The organism is Serratia sp. BNK-10 (genome assembly GCF_047456065.1).
Classification (GTDB): Bacteria; Pseudomonadota; Gammaproteobacteria; order Enterobacterales; family Enterobacteriaceae; genus Serratia; species Serratia ureilytica.
The window spans coordinates 984,298-1,007,818 of sequence record NZ_CP179894.1 but is presented as its reverse complement, the minus strand read 5'-3'; the positions used below and the strand labels follow the sequence as shown (position 1 = coordinate 1,007,818).

The 23,521-nt window shown below is 62.0% G+C and carries 22 protein-coding genes; 6 read left to right on the top strand and 16 right to left on the bottom strand.

The features are described from left to right. Window positions 1-237: 237 nt before the first annotated feature. From ACMGG9_RS04840 to sdhC, 4 genes are read right to left on the bottom strand one after another with little or no spacing between them, the layout of a single operon-like run. Window positions 238-954: a succinate dehydrogenase iron-sulfur subunit gene (locus ACMGG9_RS04840; protein ID WP_015376975.1), complete on the bottom strand. Its 717-nt coding sequence runs from the start codon at window positions 952-954 to the stop codon at window positions 238-240. Window positions 955-970: 16 nt separating this feature from the next. Continuing rightward, the gene (gene sdhA, locus ACMGG9_RS04835) at window positions 971-2,737 is read right to left on the bottom strand and encodes a succinate dehydrogenase flavoprotein subunit (RefSeq protein ID WP_015376974.1); all 1,767 of its coding nucleotides are present in this window, start codon (window positions 2,735-2,737) and stop codon (window positions 971-973) included. Next, complete coding sequence (gene sdhD, locus ACMGG9_RS04830; RefSeq protein WP_004939891.1) at window positions 2,738-3,085, bottom strand: succinate dehydrogenase membrane anchor subunit; 348 nt, start codon at window positions 3,083-3,085, stop codon at window positions 2,738-2,740. Continuing rightward, window positions 3,079-3,468 (bottom strand): succinate dehydrogenase cytochrome b556 subunit, encoded by a 390-nt coding sequence (gene sdhC / locus ACMGG9_RS04825; protein WP_004939893.1) that lies wholly within the window; start codon window positions 3,466-3,468, stop codon window positions 3,079-3,081. Before sdhC ends, sdhD begins: the two co-directional genes overlap by 7 nt. A 729-nt stretch (window positions 3,469-4,197) precedes the next feature. On the opposite strand from sdhC, the gene ACMGG9_RS04820 reads away from it, so the two are divergent. Beyond that, entirely contained in the window at window positions 4,198-5,490 is a 1,293-nt protein-coding gene (locus tag ACMGG9_RS04820) for a citrate synthase (protein WP_126191823.1), read from the top strand. 57 nt (window positions 5,491-5,547) lie between these two features. Here the strand turns inward: ACMGG9_RS04820 and nei are convergent, their stop codons facing one another. From nei to ACMGG9_RS04760, 12 genes are all read right to left on the bottom strand, one after another. After that, a complete protein-coding gene (gene nei / locus ACMGG9_RS04815; RefSeq protein WP_414161944.1) occupies window positions 5,548-6,339 on the bottom strand; it encodes an endonuclease VIII in 792 nt (263 codons plus the stop codon). A 54-nt stretch (window positions 6,340-6,393) separates the two neighbouring features. Continuing rightward, window positions 6,394-7,038, bottom strand: a complete 645-nt coding sequence (gene pcp / locus ACMGG9_RS04810) for a pyroglutamyl-peptidase I (RefSeq protein WP_016928732.1) — start codon at window positions 7,036-7,038, stop codon at window positions 6,394-6,396. Window positions 7,039-7,046: 8 nt separating this feature from the next. Then, window positions 7,047-8,066 (bottom strand): DUF979 domain-containing protein, encoded by a 1,020-nt coding sequence (locus tag ACMGG9_RS04805; protein WP_042783862.1) that lies wholly within the window; start codon window positions 8,064-8,066, stop codon window positions 7,047-7,049. Next, window positions 8,063-8,794: a DUF969 domain-containing protein gene (locus tag ACMGG9_RS04800; RefSeq protein WP_147880883.1), complete on the bottom strand. Its 732-nt coding sequence runs from the start codon at window positions 8,792-8,794 to the stop codon at window positions 8,063-8,065. The genes ACMGG9_RS04805 and ACMGG9_RS04800 overlap by 4 nt, the downstream gene beginning before the upstream one ends. Window positions 8,795-8,848: 54 nt before the next feature. Beyond that, window positions 8,849-9,589, bottom strand: coding sequence for a 5-oxoprolinase subunit PxpA (gene pxpA / locus ACMGG9_RS04795; protein ID WP_004939906.1), 741 nt, complete (start codon window positions 9,587-9,589; stop codon window positions 8,849-8,851). Beyond that, window positions 9,579-10,511 carry a 5-oxoprolinase subunit PxpC gene (gene pxpC, locus ACMGG9_RS04790; protein ID WP_015376969.1) on the bottom strand — a complete coding sequence of 311 codons (933 nt, stop codon included), beginning with the start codon at window positions 10,509-10,511 and terminating at the stop codon, window positions 9,579-9,581. The genes pxpA and pxpC overlap by 11 nt, the downstream gene beginning before the upstream one ends. Next, complete coding sequence (gene pxpB, locus ACMGG9_RS04785) at window positions 10,505-11,161, bottom strand: 5-oxoprolinase subunit PxpB (RefSeq protein WP_071997796.1); 657 nt, start codon at window positions 11,159-11,161, stop codon at window positions 10,505-10,507. Before pxpB ends, pxpC begins: the two co-directional genes overlap by 7 nt. A gap of 159 nt (window positions 11,162-11,320) precedes the next feature. Continuing rightward, window positions 11,321-12,064: a type 2 GTP cyclohydrolase I gene (locus ACMGG9_RS04780; RefSeq protein WP_016928738.1), complete on the bottom strand. Its 744-nt coding sequence runs from the start codon at window positions 12,062-12,064 to the stop codon at window positions 11,321-11,323. Between the two features lie 18 nt (window positions 12,065-12,082). After that, the gene (locus tag ACMGG9_RS04775) at window positions 12,083-13,063 is read right to left on the bottom strand and encodes an MBL fold metallo-hydrolase (protein ID WP_033642189.1); all 981 of its coding nucleotides are present in this window, start codon (window positions 13,061-13,063) and stop codon (window positions 12,083-12,085) included. 22 nt (window positions 13,064-13,085) lie between these two features. Then, complete coding sequence (gene phrB / locus ACMGG9_RS04770; protein ID WP_147880885.1) at window positions 13,086-14,516, bottom strand: deoxyribodipyrimidine photo-lyase; 1,431 nt, start codon at window positions 14,514-14,516, stop codon at window positions 13,086-13,088. Window positions 14,517-14,532: 16 nt separating this feature from the next. Next, complete coding sequence (locus tag ACMGG9_RS04765; protein WP_033651168.1) at window positions 14,533-15,489, bottom strand: YbgA family protein; 957 nt, start codon at window positions 15,487-15,489, stop codon at window positions 14,533-14,535. Window positions 15,490-15,631: 142 nt separating this feature from the next. After that, on the bottom strand, window positions 15,632-15,841 hold the full coding sequence (locus ACMGG9_RS04760) for a YbfA family protein (protein ID WP_004939916.1): 210 nt from the start codon (window positions 15,839-15,841) through the stop codon (window positions 15,632-15,634). 441 nt (window positions 15,842-16,282) lie between these two features. On the opposite strand from ACMGG9_RS04760, the gene ACMGG9_RS04755 reads away from it, so the two are divergent. From ACMGG9_RS04755 to kdpD, 5 genes are all read left to right on the top strand, one after another. Next, complete coding sequence (locus ACMGG9_RS04755; RefSeq protein ID WP_016928742.1) at window positions 16,283-16,372, top strand: K(+)-transporting ATPase subunit F; 90 nt, start codon at window positions 16,283-16,285, stop codon at window positions 16,370-16,372. Next, the gene (gene kdpA, locus ACMGG9_RS04750; protein ID WP_142002052.1) at window positions 16,372-18,060 is read left to right on the top strand and encodes a potassium-transporting ATPase subunit KdpA; all 1,689 of its coding nucleotides are present in this window, start codon (window positions 16,372-16,374) and stop codon (window positions 18,058-18,060) included. Before ACMGG9_RS04755 ends, kdpA begins: the two co-directional genes overlap by 1 nt. A 26-nt stretch (window positions 18,061-18,086) precedes the next feature. Next, the gene (gene kdpB, locus ACMGG9_RS04745; RefSeq protein ID WP_094143978.1) at window positions 18,087-20,156 is read left to right on the top strand and encodes a potassium-transporting ATPase subunit KdpB; all 2,070 of its coding nucleotides are present in this window, start codon (window positions 18,087-18,089) and stop codon (window positions 20,154-20,156) included. Window positions 20,157-20,174: 18 nt separating this feature from the next. Further along, window positions 20,175-20,744, top strand: coding sequence for a potassium-transporting ATPase subunit KdpC (gene kdpC / locus ACMGG9_RS04740; RefSeq protein WP_414161943.1), 570 nt, complete (start codon window positions 20,175-20,177; stop codon window positions 20,742-20,744). A gap of 73 nt (window positions 20,745-20,817) precedes the next feature. Further along, window positions 20,818-23,514, top strand: a complete 2,697-nt coding sequence (kdpD, locus tag ACMGG9_RS04735; RefSeq protein ID WP_342175450.1) for a two-component system sensor histidine kinase KdpD — start codon at window positions 20,818-20,820, stop codon at window positions 23,512-23,514. The last annotated feature ends 7 nt before the right edge of the window (window positions 23,515-23,521 follow it).

The following is a 23,521-nucleotide window of genomic DNA, read 5'->3' as shown; positions in this document are numbered from 1 at the left end:
GGTTAACATAATTACCGTGATGAATACGGTTTGCCGTAAAACGGTTCACTCGACGTACTTGCGGCCATGACGGCCCGATACGTTCTGTTATGGACCTTGCGGTCCCTTACAAGGAACCTCTAAAAACCGGCGGAAGAACCAGGCTGCATAGCGCCGCAGCCGCGGGTCAGTTTTTAGAGGTTCCCTCCCCTATGGGATGTGCGCCGGAAAAGAGCCCGGCGCAGCATCTCATTCCGTTTATGCGCCGCGTTGCAGCAGCATGGACTTGATATGCCCGATCGCACGCGTCGGGTTCAAGCCTTTAGGACATACACTGACACAATTCATAATGCTATGGCAGCGGAAAACACTAAAAGCATCGTCCAGATCATCTAAACGTTCTTGCGTTTCCGTGTCACGGCTGTCGATCAGGAAGCGATACGCCGCCAACAGACCGGCAGGCCCGATGAACTTGTCCGGGTTCCACCAGAACGATGGGCACGAAGTCGAGCAGCAGGCGCACAGGATGCACTCGTACAGACCGTCCAGCTTGGCGCGCTGTTCCGGCGACTGCAGGTGCTCACGCGCCGGCGGATTCTTGCCGTCGTTCAGCAGGTATGGCTTGATCTTTTCATACTGGGTGTAGAACTGCCCCATATCCACCACCAGATCGCGCACCACCGGCAGCCCCGGCAGCGGACGGATCACGATCTTGCCGTTGCCTTTGCGCAGCGACGAAACCGGAGTGATGCACGCCAGGCCGTTTTTACCGTTCATGTTCAGGCCGTCGGAACCGCACACGCCTTCGCGGCATGAGCGACGGAACGACAGAGTCGGATCTTTTTCTTTCAGCTGGATCAACGCATCCAGCAGCATCATGTCACGGCCTTCTTCCGCTTCCAGGGTGTAGTCCTGCATGTGCGGCGCGTCGTCGACATCCGGATTGTAGCGATAAATGGAAAATTCGAGTTTCATCTGTCGATCTCCGCAATTAGTAAGAACGCACTTTCGGCGGGAATGCCGGGCGCAGCTTCGGTTGCATGTTCACTTCACGACGCGTCATGCTTTCCGATTGCGGCAGATACAGCGAATGGCACAGCCAGTTGGCGTCATCGCGTTCCGGATAGTCGAAGCGGCTGTGTGCGCCACGGCTCTCGGTACGGAAGTTGGCCGACACGGCGGTGGAATACGCGGTCTCCATCAGGTTATCCAACTCCAGGCACTCGATGCGCTGGGTGTTGAACTCGCTGGAGGTATCGTCCAGGCGTGCGTTCTTCAGACGTTCACGGATCACTTTCAGTTCTTCCAGGCCCTTGGCCATCGCATCGCCTTCGCGGAATACCGAGAAGTTGTGCTGCATGCAAGACTGCAGCGCTTTGCGAATTTCGACCGGGTCCTCGCCGGAACGGGTATTGTTCCAACGGTTCAGACGATCAAGCGAAGCTTCCACGTCGGAGTCGCTGGCGTCACGGCTCACGCCCTGCTCTTCCAACGATTCCTGCAGGTGCATGCCGGCGGAACGGCCGAACACCACCAGGTCCAGCAGCGAGTTGCCACCCAGACGGTTGGCGCCGTGCACCGATACGCAGGCGATTTCGCCCACGGCGAACAGCCCAGGGATCACCACGTCTTCGCCTTTCTCGTTTACGGTCAGCGCCTGACCGGTCACCTTGGTCGGAATGCCGCCCATCATATAGTGACAAGTTGGGATAACCGGGATCGGCTCTTTCACCGGATCGACGTGCGCGAAGGTGCGGGACAGCTCCAGAATGCCCGGCAGACGGGATTCCAGCACCTCTTTGCCCAGGTGATCCAGCTTCAGCTTGGCGTGCGGGCCCCAAGGACCGTCGCAGCCGCGGCCTTCGCGGATTTCGATCATGATCGAACGGGCAACCACGTCGCGCCCCGCCAGATCTTTGGCGTTCGGCGCATAACGCTCCATGAAGCGCTCGCCGTGTTTGTTCAACAGGTAACCGCCTTCGCCGCGGCAGCCTTCGGTCACCAGCACGCCCGCGCCGGCGATGCCGGTCGGGTGGAACTGCCACATTTCCATGTCCTGCACCGGCACGCCGGCGCGCAGCGCCATGCCGACACCGTCGCCGGTGTTGATGTGGGCGTTGGTGGTGGACTGGTAAATACGGCCTGCGCCGCCGGTCGCCAGCACGGTGGCCTTGGCTTTGAAGTAAACCACTTCACCGGTTTCGATGCAGATAGCCGTGGTGCCGACCACCGCGCCGTCCTGGTTTTTCACCAGATCGAGCGCATACCACTCAGAGAAAATGGTGGTGTGGTTTTTCAGGTTCTGTTGGTACAGGGTGTGCAGGAGCGCGTGGCCGGTACGGTCGGCGGCGGCGGCGGTACGCGCCGCCTGCTCGCCGCCGAAGTTCAGCGACTGACCGCCGAACGGACGCTGATAGATGCGGCCGTCGTCCAGGCGAGAGAACGGCAGGCCCATGTGTTCCAGTTCCAGAATCGCTTCCGGGCCGGTTTTACACATATATTCGATGGCGTCCTGGTCACCGATATAGTCGGAACCTTTCACCGTGTCGTACATATGCCATTCCCAGTTGTCCTCGTGGCTGTTGCCGAGCGCGACGGTAATGCCGCCCTGGGCGGACACGGTATGGGAACGGGTCGGGAAAACTTTGGACAGCAGGGCACAGGTCGAGCCCGCTTGGGAAATTTGCAGCGCGGCACGCATGCCCGCACCGCCGGCGCCGATTACGACGGCATCAAACTCTCTGACTGGCAGTTTCATTTAAGCACCCCACACTACGATTGTTCCGTACAGTAAATAGACCAGCAACGCGACCACGACAGCCAGCTGCAACACCAGGCGAACCGCCAGCGGCTTGACGTAGTCCGTCAGCACCTGCCACAGCCCGATCCAGGCGTGAACCAGAATCGACAGCAAGGTCAGCAGAGTGAACACTTTCGTAATGGAAGTGGCGAAGAAACCGCGCCAGATGTCATAAGTGAGTTCCGGAGCCGTGACGAAAAAGCCCAGGATATACAGGACGTACAGGGTGATGATGATAGCGGAAGCACGCAGCAGCAGCCAATCGTGCACGCCGTTGCGCCCTAATGCAGAAACGTTGTTTACCATACGAGGACTCCAGCCAGAACTGACAGCACGACGGTCAGACCGATCGCCACCTGGGCGGAACGGGTGCCGGCGGCCAAACTCTCTTCGATGTAGCCAAAATCCATTAACAAGTGACGGATGCCACCGCAAATGTGATAGGCCAGCGCCGTGAGGATGCCCCAGAATATGAATTTGACGATGAAGCTATTCATGATGGCGGCCGCCTGCAGGAACCCCTCTTGGGAAGAGAGTGACAGGCCCAGCAGCCAGAGGAGGATACCCACGGCAACGAAGGTAATTACGCCAGAGACTCGGTGTAAGATAGACGCTATCGCAGTTACGGGGAACCGGATCGTTTGCAGATCCAAGTTGACAGGTCGTTGTTTTTTCACGTATTTGCCCACACAGCTCTTATTATTTTCCTTCCTCCGGGCCTGGGCGGGGATCAGACAGCGTTAAGAGCCTAAAACCCTTACACGTCACGCGCTCAAACATCAACATCCTCTGTGCTCAAACGGCGCGCATTTATAACGCTGGGTGCTCCTACTTCAGGGTAATCCGGAGACCTGGCGGCAGTATAGGAGGATCACATTCTGATTACAATTCTCATACAACCGCTTTGATAACATTTCCCCCGAACAGTGATTCAGATCACGGATTTCACAATTAGTGCAAAATTAATTATCTGATTTGACAAGAGATCAACATTTCCATTACATATAGGGGCACAAACGGTCCTATGATGCGCTACGGGTCAGCAGATACACTTCCCCCCGGGTTCGAGTTATGCAACAGTGTATTTGGCGAACCTATCCCAATAGCCGTTGTTTCCCGCTCGATTTTGCCGGCGTCAAAAAGCAAATAAAGCAAATAAAAACAGTTTATTGGGATAGGTTCACATCTCTTCGAACAGCTCATAGGTAAGATTAACAGACTATAACGAATTACTCTGAATCGTTAACAACTGGTCACCCGTCTCGTTCGCCTGGTCAGCACTCTGTACCCTACCCGCGCACAGTTGCGCAGTCGCTCACAGAGTTAGCGTCCGCACCATTTTTTGCGGGCAACCTGCAGAGATTTAAGGTATTTCAGTTGTTAGTGGTTTTTAAAATAAGGCGCTAAGGAGACAGTAAATGACTGATAAGAAAGCGACGCTAACCATTAACGACAGCGAAGCTCCGATCGAACTGGGCGTATTGACACCGACACTGGGCCCTGATGTCCTCGATGTCCGCGCTCTGGGTTCCAAAGGTTATTTCACATTTGATCCCGGCTTTACCTCCACCGCTTCTTGCGAATCCAAGATTACCTTCATCGACGGCGACAAAGGCGTGCTGCTGCACCGCGGCTTCCCTATCGAACAGCTGGCGAAAGAATCTTCCTACCTGGAAGTGTGCTACATCCTGCTGTACGGCGAGACCCCGACGCCGGAAGAGTTCGAGACCTTCAAAACAACCGTTACCCGCCACACCATGATCCACGACCAGATCACCCATCTGTTCCGTGGCTTCCGTCGCGACTCGCACCCGATGGCGGTGCTGTGCGGCGTGACCGGCGCGCTGGCGGCGTTCTACCACGATGCGCTGGACGTCAACAACGAGCGTCACCGTGAAATCACCGCGTTCCGTCTGCTGTCCAAAATGCCGACCGTAGCCGCGATGTGCTACAAATACTCCCTGGGCCAGCCGTTCGTTTATCCGCGCAACGATCTGTCCTATGCCGGCAACTTCCTGCACATGATGTTCGCCACCCCGTGCGAAGAGTACGTGGTGAACCCGGTATTGGAACGCGCCATGGATCGCATCCTGATCCTGCACGCCGACCATGAGCAGAACGCCTCTACCTCGACCGTGCGCACCGCCGGCTCTTCCGGTGCCAACCCGTTCGCCTGCATCGCGGCCGGCATCGCCTCCCTGTGGGGGCCGGCGCACGGCGGCGCCAACGAAGCGGCGCTGAAAATGCTGGAAGAGATCAAGACCGTCGATCACATTCCGGAATTCATCAAGCGCGCCAAGGACAAGAACGACTCCTTCCGCCTGATGGGCTTCGGCCACCGCGTGTACAAGAACTACGATCCGCGCGCCACCGTGATGCGCGAGACCTGTCACGAAGTGCTGAAAGAGCTGAACAAGAAGGACGACAACCTGCTGCAGGTGGCGATGGAGCTGGAGCACATCGCGCTGAACGACCCGTACTTCATCGAGAAGAAACTGTACCCGAACGTCGACTTTTACTCAGGCATCATCCTGAAGGCGATGGGCATTCCTTCTTCCATGTTCACCGTGATCTTCGCCATCGCGCGCACCATCGGCTGGATCGCCCACTGGAACGAAATGCACGACGAAGGCATCAAAATTGCCCGTCCGCGCCAGCTGTACACCGGCTATGCCGAGCGTGATTTCAAATCCCAGCTGAAAAACAAGTAAGCCGTTTATCCGGCTGAAACCGCACAGCGCCGCCCCTTCGGGCGGCGTTTTTTTTAGCTATTTCTGGCAGCCCGGGCACCAATAAAACGGCCGCGACGACAGCTCGGTGCGCACGATCATCCCACCGCAGCGCTCACAGGGCTCGCCGCTGCGATGAAACACCTTGAAGCGAAACAGCGCGCCGTGATGGCGGTTCTCATCCGCCTGCCCACGCGTCTGATAGGAAAGACGCGGCACCGCCAGCAGCGCCTCCGCCAGACGCCAAAGCGCTTCCGGCGCCAGATCCTGCGGTTTGTGCTGCGGCGCCAGTTCGGCCTGCCACAGAATTTCGGCGCGCAGATAATTGCCCAATCCGGCGAGAAACGCCTGGTCGAGCAGCATGCCGCCCAGCTGCCTGCGGCGAAAACGCGGCGTCAGCAAACGCTCCTGCACCTCATCCACCGTCAACGTCATGTCCAGCACGTCGGGGCCGATGCGTTGCAGGAACGGGTGCTGTTCTATCTCCTCGCGCGGCCCGACGGTGATGTCGGACGCGCTGTAGAGCAATATTGCGCTGCGAGCGGTTTCCAGGCGCACCCGCAGATCGCGCTTGGTCTCCGGCGTCTCTCCCGCCGCCGCCACTTTCCATACGCCGTACAGCTGGTTATGGCTGTACATCGTCAGCCCATTGGAAAAGTGGGTCAACAGCGCCTTGCCGCGCGGCTCGATGGCGACGATGCGCTCGCCGAGCAAACGCTGGCGGTAGTGCTTCAACTGGGGAAAAGCGAAATCGACGGCGGTCAGCGGCTGATCGATCACCGCCGCCGCCAGTTTGTCCGCCGCCCGGCGGATCTCCGGTCCTTCCGGCATAGACCACTCCTTGCGTAGACCCGGCGCAGCCCGATGCGCCGGGGATTCTCTTGATTAATGCGTCGCGCCGCCCACCACTTTCAGATCGTGTTCCACCTGCAAAGCGATGGAAACGGCCAGCTCCAGCGCAAACAGCACCGTCGAAGCCGCCATGCTCGGCGCGCCGGGGTGCGCCGCCGCCTGCTCAGGCAGATACGGGATATGGATAAAACCGCCCTTCACCTCGCGTTGGCCGCTCAAACGGTGCAGCAGCCCATACATCACATGGTTGCACACGTAGGTGCCGGCAGTCTGCGAAACGGCGGCCGGAATGCCGGCCTCGCGCATCGAACTCACCATCGCTTTGATCGGCAAAGTGCTGAAATAGGCCGCCGGACCGCCGGCGACGATCGGCTCATCCACCGGCTGCTGCCCCTGATTGTCAGGAATACGCGCATCGTCGACGTTGATCGCCACCCGTTCAATCGTGATGTCGGTGCGGCCGCCGGCCTGGCCGATAGCCAGCACCATCACCGGCTGCACCTCGTCGATCGCCGCATTGAGCGCCTCCAGCGCGGCGCCGAACACGCACGGCAACTGGCGCGCCACGATACGCGTGCCCACCAGTTCCATATCGTTGAGCTGCTTCACCACTTCCCAGGAGGGATTGAGGCGCTCGCCGCCAAACGGCTCGAAGCCGGTAATCAATACTTTTTGCATCCTTACTCCTACAGGAACATCAGGAAATACAGCAGGAACACGTTAACCAACAGCAGCAGCACGCCGGTCGGCACCTGCGCCTTGATCACCGCATTCTTGTCCGGCAACTCCAGCAGCGCCGCCGGCACAATGTTGAAGTTCGCCGCCATCGGCGTCATCAGGGTGCCGCAATAGCCGGAGAACATGCCGATCGCCGCCATCACCGCCGGGTTGCCGCCATGCTGCAACACCAGGATCGGAATGCCGATGCCGGCGGTAACGATCGGGAAAGCGGCGAAGGCGTTGCCCATCACCATGGTCAGCACCGCCATACCGATAGCGTAGACCGCCACGGCGATAAAACGGTTATCGACCGCCAGATATTCCTGGGTCAAATGCGAGATCGCAGTGCCAACGCCGGCGACGGTAAACAGCAGCCCCAGCGTGGCGAGGATCTGCGGCAGAATGAACGCCCAGCCGATCGAATCCAGCAGGCGCCGCGCTTCCTGTATCGGCTGCAGCGCCTTCTCATGGGTCATTTTCACCGCGATCGCCAACCCGATCAGGCAGCCGACGGTCATCGAGAACAGGGTGATCAGCGTCGCGTGGTTACCGCTGCCGAATACCGCGTTTTGCAACGCCGGCACGTTGTTGAACAGCAGCACGCCGACCACCGTCACCACCGGGATCGCCAGCGCGGGAATGAACAGCTTGTTGCCCAGGCGCTTGGCGCTCGCCTCGCGCTCCTGCGGCGTCCGCTGGTGATAGCTGCCGAGGCGCACGCCGCCGAAGCCGGCAATCAGGGCCATCACCACCACCACCGCGCCAACGATGATATGCAGCATGCGTTTTTCGTTGCTGCCCTCGCCCAGTACATCGCCCAGCAGGCGATAAGTCCAGTCGCCGACCAGGAATACCAGGCCGTACAGCCCCCAAAACAGCCCGGTGGTGATGCGGCGCGGGTTGGCGCGATCGCGCAAGGACATCACCGCCACAATCAGCAGCACCGCGCCGGCCAGCCAGTAAAGGTATTGTTGCTGGAAGTTCATCGCGCTTCCCCCTTCGCCTGCAGCGCCGCCTGATTCAGCTGCGCCAGCTCGGCGCTCAGCTGTTTATCCATCCGATACAGCCGGAACGCGTGGATCAGGAAAGCGAAAATGGCGGTCGGAATGCCCCACAGCGCGATATGCAGCGGCTCGGTCTGAATGCCGCCGGACTCCAGCATAAAGTTATGCATGAAGATGATCGCACCGAAGGCCACGAAGATATCCTCGCCGAAGAACAGCCCGACGTTGTCGGTAGCGGCCGACATGGCGCGCAGGCGGTGGCGGGTGCGCTCCGGCAGCTCGCCGTAGCGGTTTTCCGTCGCCCCTTCCGCCATCGGCGCCAGCAGCGGCCGCACCATCTGCGGATGCCCGCCCAGGCTGGTCAGCCCCATCGCCGCGGTGATCTCACGCACGAACAGGTACACGATCAGCAAACGGCCGGCGGTGGCGCTTTTGATCTTGGCGATCCACGCCTGCGCCCGCTCTTTCAGCCCGTGACGTTCCAGCAGGCCGATCACCGCCAGCGGCAGCAGCAGGATCAGCGGCAGGTTTCGGGTATTGAGAAAGCCCTCGCCGAGCTTTTCCAGAATGACGTCCAGCGGCATCAGCGCCGCCAGACCGGTGATGATGCCGGCGGCGATCACCACCAGCACCGGATTGAAACGCAATATAAACCCGACCACGATCGCGGCAATGCCGATCAGTGGCCAGAGATTCACGGCCTGTTCCATAGTCTTCCCTCGATATTTTCTAATAATTTTTTGTTTGTGATGTTGTGTCTTGCTTTACTGCTCTGCGCTGACGCGGATGCCCTGTTGAACAAAACTGTCCCGCAGCTTGCGCGCATACGCCAGCGCATGCTCGCCGTCCCCGTGCAGGCAGACGGTCTCCGCCTGTACGGCGGTCCAAACGCCATCGACGCTGCGCACCCGGTGATGGCGCACCATCTCCAGGGTTTGCGCCAGCGCTTGTTCGTCATCCTCGATCAATGCCCCCGGCAAACCACGCGGCACCAGCGTGCCGTCGGCCTGATAACCGCGATCGGCGAACACCTCCTGCCGGGTGGTCAGACCGAGCCGTTGCCCGGCGCGGATCAGCTCGCTGCCGGCCAGCCCCACCAGCCGCAGCGCCGGATCGACCGCCTGCACCGCCCGGGCGATGGCTTCTGCCAGTGCCGGCTCAACCGCCGCCTGGTTGTACAGCATGCCGTGCGGCTTAACGTGCACCATCACCCCGCCCTCGGCGCGGGCGATGGCCGCCAGCGCCCCGAGCTGATACACCACCTGCGCGTACACCGTTTCCGGCGGCAGCTGCATGCGAGTGCGGCCGAAATTCTCCCGATCGGGAAAACTCGGGTGGGCGCCGATCGCCACGCCGTACTGCAATGCCCAGCGCACCGACTGACGCATGGTCTGCGCATCGCCGGCGTGGAAGCCGCAGGCGATGTTGGCCGAGCTCACCAATTGCAACAGCGCCTGGTCGTTGGCGCAGCCTTCGCCGAGATCGGCGTTCAAATCAACGATCATGTAACCCCCAGGCAATCTGTCGAAGGAAAAGATCCTGCTCGGCCTTGGCGCGCTGCGCCTCGGCCAGTGAACAGAGAACGAAATGGATCGGTTCGCCGAGACGGATCTGCGCCAAATGGTAAAGATCGGCTTCGATCACGCAGGCGATGCGCGGGTAACCGCCGGTGGTTTGCGCATCGGCCATCAACACGATCGGCTGGCCGTTGTGCGGCACCTGCACCACGCCGGGCATCAGGCCGTGCGACAGCATCTCTCTGTCGGTGGTGCGTGCCAGCGGCGTGCCGCCGTGCAAACGGTAGCCCATGCGATTGCTCTGCGGGCTGAGCTGCCAGGCGGCGCGCCAAAACGTATCTTGCGCCTCTTCGCTGAATTCGGCGTACTCCGGCCCCGGCAACGCACGGATGCGATTGGTGAACAGTAACTGCTTCACGCCACAGCGGGTTTGCGGTTCAGCGGCGGATTTGCCCAGCGGCAACCGATCGCCGTCCTTCAGATTACGCCCCTCGCACCCGCCAAAAGCGGCTTTCATGTCGGTGCTGCGCGAGCCCAGCATTTCCGGCACGGCGATACCGCCGGCGATCGCGAGATAACTGCGCATGCCGCGCTTCGGCGTGCCCAGCACCAGCCGCTGCCCCTTTTTCACCGGGTAGCGCCAGCCGGTCCACAGCGGCTTACCGTCCAGCTGCGCGTCGCAGCCGGCGCCGGTCAGGGCGATCCAGCCGGGACGGGTAAACTCGGCGCTGAACTGGCCGAGCGTGATCTCCAGCCCGGCGGCCTCCGGCGCGTTGCCCACCAGCAGGTTGGCGATCTTCAGCGCCGGTTGATCCAACGCGCCGCCGGTACTGATGCCCAGACGGCGAAATCCTTCACGGCCCAAATCCTGCACCGTGGTATAGATGCCGGCGCGCAGAATAATCAGCATACGCCCTCCTTCTGCGGCACAAAGCGTACGCTATCGCCCGGGCGCAGCAGCGTCGGCGGCATTTCATGGGGATTGAACAACGCCAGCGGCGTGCGGCCGATCAGCTGCCAGCCGCCTGGCGTCGCCAGCGGATAGATGCCGGTCTGGCCGCCGCCGATACCGACGGAGCCGGCCGCCACCGCCAGACGCGGTTCGGCGCGGCGCGGCGTCGCCAGTTTTTCCGGCATGCCGCCCAAATAGGAGAAGCCCGGCTGAAAGCCGAGAAAATAGACCACGTAAGCCGCCGCCGCATGGCATTCCACCACCTGTCGCGGCGTCATGCCGGTATGGCGCGCCACCTCATCCAGATCAGGGCCCTGTTCCCCGCCGTAGACAACCGGGATCTCCACCTGACGCGACTCCGGCGTCAGGCGCTCTTTGCTTTCCCACCCCTGCTGCAGTAACGCGAGCATCGCTTCGGCGTCGGCCTGCGGCGTATGCAACAGCAGCGTCAGGTTGTTCATTCCCGGCACCACTTCCCGCACGTCAGGATGATGATTCAGCTTTTCCGCCAGCGCCCAGATGCGCTGCTGGCTCGGCAACGTCACCGGCGGTGACAGTTCAAGCACTACCGCTCTTTCACCTAAAAGGTAATAACGCGCTTGTTGCACCCTTATTCTCCTTATTATTATCGCGCTGAAAAACACACCAGTTATGCGTGACGCAGCCCCGGCTGTCAATAGAACGCAACCATAAGGAAAATAAGGAAATAGCGCGGTAAAAGGATTCAGCCGGCGCGCAGGCCGGGCTGGATCCGACGCAGAAAAAAATCAGGCGGGATTCGGGATATCGATAAAGGTCACATCAAAACCGTGGTGCTGAGCCAGCCATTCCCCCAGCGCTTTCACGCCGCCGCGCTCGGTCGCGTGGTGGCCGGCGGCAAAGAAATGCACGCCCATTTCGCGCGCGCTGTGAATGGTCTGCTCAGACACTTCACCGCTGATGAAAGCATCGACGCCGAAGCGCGCCGCGCTGTCGATAAAGCCCTGGCCGCCGCCGGTGCACCAGGCCACTCGGCGAATATGCTCAGGCGCGTTATCGCCGCAGTGCAGCACCGCGCGCCCCAGTCGGCTTTCGATGCGCTGTTGCAGCGCTTCGCCGGTCAGCGGCTGTTCGAATTCCCCGTGCGGCACCAGCGGCTCGACGTCGCCAATCACCCGAATGCCCAGCGCCTGCGCCAGCTGCGCGTTGTTGCCCAGCACCGGATGCGCGTCCAGCGGCAAGTGGTAGCCGTACAGATTGATGTCGTGGGTCAACAGCGTTTTCAGGCGGTTGCGCTTCATGCCGCGCACCGCCGGCGCCTCGTTTTTCCAGAAATAGCCGTGATGCACGATGATCGCGTCGGCCTGATGCGCCACCGCGGCGTCCAACAGCGCCTGACAGGCGGTGACGCCGGTCACGATGCGCTGCACGTGCGGGCGCCCTTCCACCTGCAATCCATTGGGGGCATAGTCCTGAAACGCCGCGGCGTTCAGTTCCGTGTTGATCAGTTGTTCCAGATCGAGGTTACGCATTCTCTTCTCTCTTCATAGTCAAAATGTCTGCCGGTCGCCCTGCGCCATCAGGATGAATTTCACCCCCAGATCGTTGCCCTGCGCCAGCTGCTGCGCAATGGCGGCGCGCGCGTCTTCGCCCTGCTTCAGGCTCGGTTTGATGTGGCTGATCACCACCGGCAGACCGTTCAGCGAGCCTTCGCCGCCGCTGTACTGCGTCAGGTTCTTCAGCTCCTTCAGCAGCCAGGCCGGCGTCAGATGGCCGTACAGATGTTTGTCCTCCACCCCGTTAGGGTAAGAGGTTTCGATAATCATGCCCTTGAGCTTTTTCTGCTCGACAAGCGGCCCCAGCACGCGCCACACGGTATCGAGATCGCGCGACTGCTCCACCTTGTCCGGCCCGGTATCGCCGAAGTAGGCGAAGAACTCGTTGCCGTTGGAAATCAGCAGCATTGACGACGGGTAGCGATCGTGGCTGAGCGGGTACATCACGCCGGTCAACCCGGTCAGGCCGAGGGTAAAGCGCTGCTGCGGCCGCACCGTTTGCAGCCGGTAGGTGCCCAGCCGCGAACCGTTGCCGGCGTCGGTAAAGTTCGGCCAGGCCTTCCAGTTGAAGTAATGGTTGCGCAGGGTCAGCACGGTGTCCGCCTGGGCGTAAACGGTTTTTTTATTATCTTCGGGCGAGCCGACGATCAGCCCCGCCACGTGGTCCAGATGGCCGTGGCTGATGAAATAGCCGCCGATCAACTGCCGGAACACATAGCCCTGCGGCGTGTAAGGCGCGGCCAGCTCGGGGGTCACCTGCGGGAAACTGCCCTTCTCCAGCCCTTTGGCGATGCCCGGCAGCAGCGAGCCGGCGTCCAGCGCCACATACTGCGGCTGATTATCGCTGCGGATCAGATAAGAGGTCAGGTTGCCGTCGCTGACGCCGCCGTCGACGCCCAGCGCCACCACGTCAAAGCCGGCGATCGCCAGCGCGGAATAGCCGCTCAGGCACAGGGCCAGCACCTTTTTCATCATTACGTCGCTCCTTGCAGTTGCCTCAAGACTCTCCCCGTTTCGCCGCCTCGAACGCCGCCAACGTCTCCACGCGGGCTTGTTTGTGATCGACGATCGGCAGCGGGTAGTTCAGCGTATGGCGCTGCTTTTCCGCCCAGCGGTGGGGGTAATGGATGTCATTGTCGGGCACATCCGCCAGTTCCGGCAACCATTTACGGATGAAAGTGCCTTGTGGATCAAAACGTTCACCCTGGGTGGTCGGGTTAAAGATGCGGAAATACGGCGCGGCGTCGGTGCCGGTGGAGGCCGCCCACTGCCAGCCGCCGTTATTGGCCGCCAGATCCCCGTCCAGCAGTTGCGACATGAAATAGCGCTCCCCGGCGCGCCAGTCGATCAGCAGATCCTTCACCAGAAAACTGGCGCTGATCATGCGCAGCCGGTTGTGCATCCAGCCGGTAGCGTTCAGTTGGCGCATGGCGGCATCGACGATCGGATAGCCGGTTTCGCCCCGCTGCCAGGCCTGCAGCTTCGCCGCGTCAGCGCTCCAGCGCACCTTGTCCGTCCAGGCGATAAAGGGACGATGGCGGCACAGCTCGGGGTAGGCCACCAGCAGGTGGCGATAGAACTCGCGCCAAATCAGCTCGTTCAGCCAGGCGAAAGCGCCGCTCTCGCGATCTTCCAGCAGCTGCGGGCATTCGGCGCGCAGGCGGTTAAAACACTGGCGCGGCGACAGCGCGCCGATCGCCAGATAGGGTGACAGGCTGCTGGTGCCGGCGATGGCGGGCAGATCGCGCTGCCGAAGGTAATCTTGCACCTGCTCACGACAAAAGGCGCGCAGCCGCTGCAGCGCGGCCTCCTCGCCGGCGGGATAATCACCCCCGATGTCCGCCGCGGGATAATCGAACGCCGCCGGCGCTTCAGGCGCAGGCAACGCGCCATCGGCACGGATCTTCGGCGCCGGCAGGCAGCTCACGTCGGACTCAGTCAGGCGCTGAATGAAGGCGTTGCGAAACGGCGTATAAACCTTGTACATCTCGCCGCCGCCGGTTAGCACGCTGCCCGGCGGCAACAGCAGGCTGTCATCAAAACCGTGGCACGTTACCCGTCCATTCAACTGCTGCTCCAGCCGCGCATCGCGTCGCCGTTCATTCAGTTCGTACTGGCGGTTGTAAAATAGCGCGTCCACCTGCTCTCGCCGGCAATACTCCGCCAGCCAGTCGATCGACGCGGCAAAGTCCGTGCCGGCATGGCAATGCAGCGCAATGCCCTTTTGCGCCAGCGCCTGCTGTACCGCCCGCAGACTGGCGTGGATCAGCGCCGCCTGCCGCGGCGCCATCTCATGTTCCCGCCACTGCTGCGGGGTGGCGATAAACACCGCCAGCACCCGGGCTTTAGGATCGCTGCAGGCAGCGTGCAGCGCTTTGTTGTCGGTGATACGCAGATCGTTACGCAACCAGACCAGATGCGTGGTCATAAAATTCCCTTGTCAATCAATGGCCGTAACGCAAACGCAGCGCCTCCGGATAAGGTTCGAAATAGCGTTGTTCCGCCAAATAACTGTCGGGGTATTCCGCCATGTAATGCTTAAGCAAGGCGATCGGCGCCAGCAGCGGCTGCATGCCCTGCCGGTAGCGGTCGATCAGGTGCGCCAGCTCTTGGCGCTGCGCCGCGCTGAGCTGGCGGCGGAAGTAACCCTGCACGTGCATCAGCACGTTGGTATGGTTGCGGCGCGTCGCCTTGTGCGCCAACAACGCCATCAGGCGGCTGCGGTACTCCACGGCGAAGTCTTCCAGCGAGTCCCAGCGATGAATGTCGGCGACGAAACGCCCCAGTTCGCGGTACGCCGGCTGCGAATGCGCCAGCAACGACAGCTTGTAGCGGCTGTGAAACGCGATCAGCCCGCCGCGGGTCAGCCCCTGACGCCACAGCATGTTCAACTCATACAGCGCGTACACTCGCTCGATAAAGTTTTCCCGCAGCGCCGCATCCTGCAAACGCCCATCCTCTTCCACCGGCAGCCACGGCATCTGGCGCAGCAGCTCGGCGGTAAACAGCCCGACGCCGTTTTTACGCGAGTCCTTGCCGTTCTCGCTGTAGACCCGCACCCGCTCCAAGCCGCAGCTCGGCGACTTGGCGCAGACGATATAGCCGCACAGGTGCTGCAACGCGGCCACGCGCTGCGCGGAGAAACTGCGCATCTCCTCGGTCAGATCCACGCCGGCGTCGTTGCTGTAGCGCATCGCCGGCCACGGCTGCGCCTGTTTCACCAGGCGCAGCGCCGGGCGCGGCGTGGGCAGGCCGATCGCCATTTCCGGGCAAACGGGCTCAAAGCGCACATAGGGCGCCAACTGTTCCACCGCGAAGGCCAGCCGCTTGTGGCCCCCGTCGAAACGCACCGCGTCGCCCAGTAAACAGGCGCTGATGCCGATAGGGATCTTGTCACTCATACCGTTCTCTCGTGGTGTTGGTCGATGGGGAAAGTGTAGAAGAATGGCTTGCCAAATACGACCTTGCGCTTGACGGCAGCGGGCTTGGGGCATAAAAAAACCCCCGCCGCAGGGCGAGGGTTGTTCGTGAGTCGGCAGTGACTCAGTAGAAGTCGCAGGACGCCAGTTCCGCCTGCTGCAGCCAGACCGGCTTATCGCTGGTTTTTGACCAGACGCGGTGCAGGTAGCTGTAAAAACGCCCGCGATCGCTGCGGAACAGCATCACCGGCAGGGCCAAAATGCCCGCGATCACCACTGCGCTGCGGCGCAGGAGAATCCGATGCAGTGAATAAGCGTGATAGGTCGTAGACATGCGAACCTCCTTAAAAACGCCTGCCGTTGATTTGTCAGGGAAAACGGCGTGGGCGTATCAAATGAACAATCGGTAATTTGGTAACTGGACAAAATTTTAGCGCACTTGATGAAAGTTTACTACTCATCCGACCACTAAATCGCACAAAAAATCGCTAATCACCGCGGCGATTCGTAACTTTGTTACAGCCAAGTTAATTTTTAACTTAACATTGGTTACGTTGTGGTTATTATCCGGTTCCTGCTGCCACGCCTCTGCCCTTGCTTATTCACTCATCAGGCGCAATCTCGCCGCCAACCTGCTGGTTGAAATGCTCAATTTTCGCTGAAATTTCAGCCATTTTTATACTTTTTTTACACCCGCCCGCGCGATTTTTTCATCTTCTTTCTACCCCTCTCCCTACACTGCCTCTATCAAAAACAACACCTCTGGAGGTGTCCCGTGAGTTTCAGCGTTATTGGTGGTGCGCTGTTGGTTCTGCTGCTGTTGGCCTATCTGGTCTACGCCCTGTTTAACGCGGAGGATTTCTGATGGCGGCTTCAGCCTTTTTACTGATCGCCAGTTTCCTGCTGGTGCTTCTGCTGCTGGCCCGGCCGCTGGGCGGTTTTATGGCGCGCCTGATCGAAGGTGAGCCGCTGCCTGCGCTGCGCTCAGTGGAAGCCGGCGTCTGGCGCGCCTGCGGCATCCGCCCCACCGAGATGAATTGGTGGCAGTACGCGCTGGCGATCCTGGCGTTTAACCTGCTCGGCCTGGCGCTGCTGTTCACCCTGCTGATGGCGCAGGGCTCGCTGCCGCTCAACCCGCAAGGCTTCCCTGGCCTCTCCTGGGATCTGGCGCTCAACACCGCCGTCAGCTTCGTCACCAACACCAACTGGCAAGCCTACAGCGGTGAAAGCGCCCTCAGCTATTTCAGCCAGATGGCCGGGCTGGCGGTGCAGAACTTCGTTTCCGCCTCCACCGGCATCGCCGTGGCCTTTGCGCTGATCCGCGCCTTTACCCGCCGCGCCGGCAAGACCGTCGGCAACGCCTGGGCCGATCTGTTCCGCATCACGCTGTATGTGCTGCTGCCGATCGCGCTGCTGATCGCCCTGTTCTTCGTCAGCCAGGGCACGCTGCAAAACTTCCTGCCTTACCTGCACGTCACCACGCTCGAAGGCGCGCAGCAGACGCTGCCGATGGGGCCGGTCGCCTCGCAGGAAGCGATCAAGATGCTCGGCACCAACGGCGGGGGGTTCTTCGGTGCCAACTCGGCGCACCCGTTCGAAAACCCGACCGTGTTGACCAACTTCGTGCAGATGCTGGCCATCTTCCTGATCCCTTGCGCGCTGTGCTTCTCTTTCGGACAACTGGCCGGTGAAAACCGTCAGGGCCACGCGCTGATCTGGGCGATGGCGCTGATCTTCGTGGTGGCGGTGGTGGTGGTGATGTACGCCGAGCTGGCGGGCAACCCGCACCTGAGCGCGCTGGGCGCCGACAGCAACATCAATATGGAAGGCAAAGAGTCGCGCTTCGGCATTCTCGCCACCAGCCTGTTCTCGGTGGTGACCACCGCAGCGTCCTGCGGGGCGGTCAACGCCATGCACGACTCCTTTACCGCGCTGGGCGGCATGGTGCCGATGTGGCTGATGCAGATCGGTGAAGTGGTGTTCGGCGGCGTCGGCTCCGGCCTGTACGGCATGCTGCTGTTCGTGCTGCTGACGGTGTTTATCGCCGGCCTGATGATCGGCCGCACCCCGGAATACCTGGGCAAGAAGATAGACGTCTATGACATGAAGATGACCGCGCTGGCGATCCTGGTCACGCCGGCGCTGGTGTTGCTGGGCAGCGCGCTGGCCATCGGCACCGACGCGGGCCGCGCCGGCATCCTCAATCCGGGCGCCCACGGCTTCAGCGAAGTGCTGTATGCCCTGTCCTCCGCCGCCAACAACAACGGCAGCGCCTTCGCCGGCTTGAGCGTCAATACGCCGTTCTACAACCTGCTGCTGGCCTTCGCCATGTTCGTCGGCCGCTTCGGGGTGATCCTGCCGGTGCTGGCGATCGCCGGTTCGCTGAGCGCCAAGCCACGCCAGCCGGCGGGCAACGGCACCCTGCCGACCTATGGGCCGCTGTTTATCGGCCTGCTGATCGGCACCGTATTGCTGGTGGGCGCGCTGACCTTCGTGCCGGCGCTGGCGCTGGGCCCGGTGGCCGAGCATTTGCAACTTTGGTTGGCAAACTAACAGACGTCACAGAGAGAGAATAAGAGATGACTCGCAAACAACGCGCGCTGTTTGAACCGGCTCTGGTGCGCACCGCGCTGATCGATGCGGTGAAAAAACTGGATCCTCGCGTTCAATGGCGCAACCCGGTGATGTTCGTGGTGTATATCGGCAGCCTGCTGACCACCGCCATCTGGCTGGCGATCCTCGCCGGCCAAACCGACGGCGCCGCCGCCTTTACCGGCAGCGTCGCCCTGTGGTTGTGGTTCACCGTGCTGTTCGCCAACTTCGCCGAGGCGCTGGCCGAAGGCCGCAGCAAGGCCCAGGCGGAAAGCCTGAAAGGCACCAAGAAAACCAGCTGGGCGAAAAAACTGGCCGGCCCGCGCCGCGACGGCGCCACGGAGAAAGTGGCCGCCGAGAGCCTGCGCAAAGGCGATATCGTGCTGGTGGAAGCCGGCGACACCATTCCGTGCGACGGCGAAGTGCTGGAGGGCGGCGCCTCGGTGGATGAAAGCGCCATCACCGGGGAATCCGCCCCGGTGATCCGCGAATCCGGCGGGGACTTCTCCTCGGTCACCGGCGGCACCCGCGTGCTGTCCGACTGGCTGGTGGTGCAGTGCAGCGTCAACCCGGGGGAAACCTTCCTCGATCGCATGATCGCCATGGTGGAAGGCGCCAAACGCCGCAAAACGCCGAACGAAATCGCGCTGACCATCCTGCTGGTGGCGCTGACCATCGTGTTCGTGTTGGCCACCGCCACCCTGTTCCCGTTCTCGCAATACAGCGTCGAGGCGGCCGGCAGCGGCAGCGTGGTCACCATCACCGTGCTGGTCGCGCTGCTGGTTTGCCTGATCCCCACCACCATCGGCGGTCTGCTGTCCGCCATCGGCGTGGCCGGGATGAGCCGCATGCTCGGCGCCAACGTGATCGCCACCAGCGGCCGCGCGGTGGAAGCCGCCGGCGACGTGGACGTGCTGCTGCTGGATAAAACCGGCACCATTACGCTGGGCAACCGTCAGGCGTCGGAGTTCCTGCCGGCGCCGGGCGTGAAAGAACAAGAGCTGGCGGACGCCGCGCAGCTGGCTTCGCTGGCGGACGAAACGCCGGAAGGCCGCAGCATCGTGGTGCTGGCCAAACAGCGCTTTAACCTGCGCGAGCGCGATCTGCAGGCGCTGAACGCCACCTTCGTGCCCTTCTCCGCCCAGACTCGCATGAGCGGCGTCAACGTGCAGGAGCGCATGATCCGCAAAGGCGCGGTGGACGCCATTCGCCGTCACGTCGAAACCAATCAGGGGCACTTCCCGCGGGCGGTGGACGATCTGGTGGAAAGCGTGGCGCGCACCGGCGGCACGCCGCTGGTGGTGGCGGAAGGCGCCCGGGTGCTGGGCGTGGTGGCGTTGAAGGATATCGTCAAGGGCGGCATCAAAGAGCGCTTCAATGAGCTGCGCAAGATGGGCATCAAAACGGTGATGATCACCGGCGATAACCCGCTGACCGCGGCGGCGATCGCCGCCGAAGCCGGGGTGGACGACTTCCTGTCGGAAGCCACGCCGGAAGCCAAACTGGCGCTGATCCGCCAGTATCAGGCGGAAGGCCGTCTGGTGGCGATGACCGGCGACGGCACCAACGACGCCCCGGCGTTGGCGCAGGCCGATGTGGCGGTGGCGATGAACTCAGGCACCCAGGCCGCCAAAGAGGCGGGCAACATGGTCGATCTGGATTCCAACCCGACCAAGCTGATCGAAGTGGTGCATATCGGCAAACAGATGCTGATGACGCGCGGCTCGCTGACCACCTTCAGCATCGCCAACGACGTGGCCAAGTACTTCGCCATCATTCCGGCGGCGTTCGCGGCCACCTATCCGCAGCTGAACGCGCTGAACGTGATGCACCTGCACTCCCCCGCCTCCGCCATCATGTCGGCGGTGATCTTCAACGCCCTGGTGATCGTGTTTCTGATCCCGCTGGCGCTGAAAGGGGTGAGCTACAAACCGATGAGCGCCGCGGCTCTGCTGCGCCGCAACCTGTGGCTGTACGGGGTCGGCGGTCTGCTGGTGCCGTTCGTCGGCATCAAACTGATCGACCTGATCCTGGTCGCGCTGCACGTCGCCGGTTAACCATTGAGGGAAATGAACATGACGTATTTACGACCTGCGCTGGTGATGTTGATCCTGCTGACGCTGATCACCGGCATCGCCTATCCGCTGCTGACCACCGGGCTGGCGCAGCTGCTGTTTTCGGGCGCGGCCAACGGTTCGCTGCTGTACCAGGGCGACAAAGCGGTCGGCTCCGCGCTGATCGGCCAGAACTTCACGCGCGCCGACTATTTCTGGGGCCGCCCGTCGGCGACCGGCGATTCAGCCTATAATCCACTGGCCTCCGCCGGCAGCAACCTGGCGGCCACCAACCCGGCGCTGGATAAGGCTATCGCCGAACGCGCGGCGCAGCTGCGCCAGGCCAATCCAGCCATGAGCGGCCCGATCCCGGTGGATCTGCTGACCGCCTCCGGCAGCGGGCTGGATCCGCAGATCTCGACCGCTGCGGCGCGTTATCAGCTGGCGCGGGTCGCGGCGGCGCGTCATCTGCCGCCGGAACAGGTCGCCAAACTGATCGAAGACAACACCGATCGGGCCACGCCCAACTTCATGGGCGAATCGGTGGTCAACGTGCTGAAGCTGAACCTGGCGCTGGATGCGTTGAAGTAACGCGCCGTATTCAGCATAGTGATAGGGTTCGGCATGCCGAACCCCTTTTTGCTTGGTAACACAAGGAATTGTCATGGTCGAAGAAGAACAGCAGCGTCCCGATCCCGATAGCCTGCTGGCGCTGGCCAATGAAAAACCGCGCGGCCGGTTGAAGGTATTCTTCGGCGCCTGCGCCGGCGTAGGCAAAACCTACGCCATGCTGCAGGAGGCCCAGCGTTTGCGCGCCCAGGGGCTGGACGTGCTGGTCGGCGTGGTGGAAACCCACGGCCGCAGCGAGACAGCCGCCCTGCTCGACGGCCTGGCGCTGTTGCCGCAAAAGCGCATCCAGCATCGCGGGCGACTGGTGCATGAATTCGACCTCGACGCCGCGTTGGCGCGCCATCCGGCGCTGATCCTGATGGACGAACTGGCGCACAGCAACGCCCACGGTTCGCGCCACCCCAAACGCTGGCAGGATGTGGAAGAGCTGCTGGACGCCGGCATCGACGTGCTGACTACCGTCAACGTACAACATTTGGAAAGTCTGAACGACGTGGTGGGCGGCGTGACCGGCGTGCGGGTGCGCGAAACGGTGCCCGACCACGTGTTTGACGAGGCCAGCGAAGTGGTGCTGGTCGATCTGCCGCCGGACGATCTGCGCCGACGGCTGCACGAAGGCAAAGTGTATATTCCCGGTCAGGCCGAGCGCGCCATCGAGCATTTTTTCCGTAAAGGCAACCTGATCGCCCTGCGCGAGTTGGCGCTGCGCCGCACCGCCGATCGGGTCGATGACCAGATGCGCGAGTTTCGCGACACCCAGGGACGCGAGAAAGTGTGGCACACCCGCGACAGCATTCTGCTATGCGTCGGCCACAACAGCGGCAACGAAAAGCTGGTGCGCATCGCCGCCCGGCTGGCGGCGCGGCTCGGCTGCCACTGGCATGCGGTCTACGTGGAAACCCCCAAGCTGCACCGGCTGCCGGAAAACCAGCGCCGCGCCATTCTGCGCGCGCTGCGGCTGGCGCAGGAGCTGGGCGCCGAAACCGCCACCCTGGCCGATCCGTCCGAAGAGCGCGCAGTGCTGCGCTACGCCCGCGAGCATAACCTCGGCAAAATCATCATCGGCCGCCGCAGCGAGCAGCGCTGGAAGCTGCGCGGCAGTTTCGCCGATCGCCTCGGCCGGCTGGGCCCGGATCTCGATCTGGTGATCGTCGCGCTGGACAGCGACGCCGCACAGCCGCCGCCGGGCAAGGAGCACGACGGCCGCAGCTTCAATGAGAAATGGCGCATGCAGCTGCGCGGCTGCGCGGTGGCGGTGGCGCTGTGCGCGCTGATCACCCTGCTCTCGCAGTGGCTGCTGCCGGGCTTCGATCAGGCCAACCTGGTGATGGTCTACCTGCTCGGCGTGGCGATCGTCGCGCTGTTCTTCGGCCGCTGGCCATCGGTGCTGGCGGCGGTGATCAACGTCGCCAGTTTCGATCTGTTCTTCGTTCAGCCCGAATGGTCGTTCGCCGTCAGCGATATGCAGTATCTGCTGACCTTCGGCGTGATGCTCGCCGTCGGCATCATCATCGGCAACCTGACCGCCGGGGTGCGTTATCAGGCCCGGGTGGCGCGCTATCGCGAGCAGCGGGCGCGCCATCTGTACGAAATGTCACGCGGGCTGAGCCGCGCGCTGACCGTGGCCGACATCGCCAACACCAGCCGTCATTTCCTCTCCAGCAGCTTCCAGGCGAAAACCGTGCTGCTGCTGCCGCAGGAAGACGGCCGGCTGCAGCAAATGATCGGCGAGGAAGGCGGGCTGCTGTCGGTAGACGAAGCCATCGCGCGCTGGAGTTTCGATAAAGGCTTGCCGGCCGGCGCCGGCACCGACACCCTGCCCGGCGTGCCTTACCAACTGCTGCCGCTCAATACCCCCAAACAGACCTTCGGCCTGTTGGCGATCGAACCCAACAACCTGCGCCAGCTGATGGTGCCGGAACAACAGCGGCTGCTGCAAACCTTCGCAGTGCTGATCGCCAGCGCGCTGGAACGTCTGCACCTGGCGCGCAGCGCCGAAGAAGCCAAGCTGGACGCCGAACGCGAACAGCTGCGCAACTCGCTGCTGGCGGCGCTGTCGCACGATCTGCGCACCCCGCTGACCGTGTTGTTCGGCCAGGCGGAAATTCTCACGCTGGACCTGGCGGCCGAAGGCTCCAATCACGCCACCCAGGCCAGCCAGATCCGCCAGCAGGTGCTGAGCACCACCCGGCTGGTGAACAACCTGCTGGATATGGCGCGCATCCAGTCCGGCGGTTTCAGCCTGCGTAAAGAGTGGCAGTCGCTGGAAGAGATCGTCGGCGCTTCGCTGCACATGCTGGAGCCGCTGCTCAGCCAGCATCCGATCGAGGTCGATCTGCCGCCGGAACAGATCCTGGTCAACTGCGACGGCAGCCTGCTGGAACGGGTGTTCACCAACCTGTTGGAAAACGCCAATAAATACGCCGGCGCCGAGGCCACCATCGGCATTCGCGCCCGCACGCTGCCCGAGTGGCTGGAAGTCGAGGTCTGGGATAACGGTCCCGGCATCCCCGCCGATCAGCTGCAGCTGATTTTCGACAAGTTTTCACGCGGCAATAAAGAGTCGGCGATCCCCGGCGTCGGCTTGGGGTTAGCGATTTGTCGTGCCATTATTGAAGTGCATGACGGCCGCATCTGGGCGGAAAACGGCGCCAACGGCGGCGCCAGCTTCCACTTCGTGCTGCCGCTGGAAAAACCGCCCGAGATCGACGGCGACGCCTTCGATCTGTAATCAACGT

Bases quoted from the DNA above. Each gene is read 5' to 3' on its own strand.
- ACMGG9_RS04840 (WP_015376975.1), bottom strand. From the start codon at position 954: ATGAAACTCGAATTTTCCATTTATCGCTACAATCCGGATGTCGACGAC.
- sdhA (WP_015376974.1), bottom strand. From the start codon at position 2,737: ATGAAACTGCCAGTCAGAGAGTTTGATGCCGTCGTAATCGGCGCCGGC.
- sdhD (WP_004939891.1), bottom strand. From the start codon at position 3,085: ATGGTAAACAACGTTTCTGCATTAGGGCGCAACGGCGTGCACGATTGG.
- ACMGG9_RS04820 (WP_126191823.1), top strand. From the start codon at position 4,198: ATGACTGATAAGAAAGCGACGCTAACCATTAACGACAGCGAAGCTCCG.
- nei (WP_414161944.1), bottom strand. From the start codon at position 6,339: ATGCCGGAAGGACCGGAGATCCGCCGGGCGGCGGACAAACTGGCGGCG.
- pcp (WP_016928732.1), bottom strand. From the start codon at position 7,038: ATGCAAAAAGTATTGATTACCGGCTTCGAGCCGTTTGGCGGCGAGCGC.
- ACMGG9_RS04805 (WP_042783862.1), bottom strand. From the start codon at position 8,066: ATGAACTTCCAGCAACAATACCTTTACTGGCTGGCCGGCGCGGTGCTG.
- ACMGG9_RS04800 (WP_147880883.1), bottom strand. From the start codon at position 8,794: ATGGAACAGGCCGTGAATCTCTGGCCACTGATCGGCATTGCCGCGATC.
- pxpA (WP_004939906.1), bottom strand. From the start codon at position 9,589: ATGATCGTTGATTTGAACGCCGATCTCGGCGAAGGCTGCGCCAACGAC.
- pxpC (WP_015376969.1), bottom strand. From the start codon at position 10,511: ATGCTGATTATTCTGCGCGCCGGCATCTATACCACGGTGCAGGATTTG.
- ACMGG9_RS04780 (WP_016928738.1), bottom strand. From the start codon at position 12,064: ATGCGTAACCTCGATCTGGAACAACTGATCAACACGGAACTGAACGCC.
- ACMGG9_RS04775 (WP_033642189.1), bottom strand. From the start codon at position 13,063: ATGATGAAAAAGGTGCTGGCCCTGTGCCTGAGCGGCTATTCCGCGCTG.
- phrB (WP_147880885.1), bottom strand. From the start codon at position 14,516: ATGACCACGCATCTGGTCTGGTTGCGTAACGATCTGCGTATCACCGAC.
- ACMGG9_RS04765 (WP_033651168.1), bottom strand. From the start codon at position 15,489: ATGAGTGACAAGATCCCTATCGGCATCAGCGCCTGTTTACTGGGCGAC.
- ACMGG9_RS04760 (WP_004939916.1), bottom strand. From the start codon at position 15,841: ATGTCTACGACCTATCACGCTTATTCACTGCATCGGATTCTCCTGCGC.
- kdpA (WP_142002052.1), top strand. From the start codon at position 16,372: ATGGCGGCTTCAGCCTTTTTACTGATCGCCAGTTTCCTGCTGGTGCTT.
- kdpB (WP_094143978.1), top strand. From the start codon at position 18,087: ATGACTCGCAAACAACGCGCGCTGTTTGAACCGGCTCTGGTGCGCACC.
- kdpC (WP_414161943.1), top strand. From the start codon at position 20,175: ATGACGTATTTACGACCTGCGCTGGTGATGTTGATCCTGCTGACGCTG.
- kdpD (WP_342175450.1), top strand. From the start codon at position 20,818: ATGGTCGAAGAAGAACAGCAGCGTCCCGATCCCGATAGCCTGCTGGCG.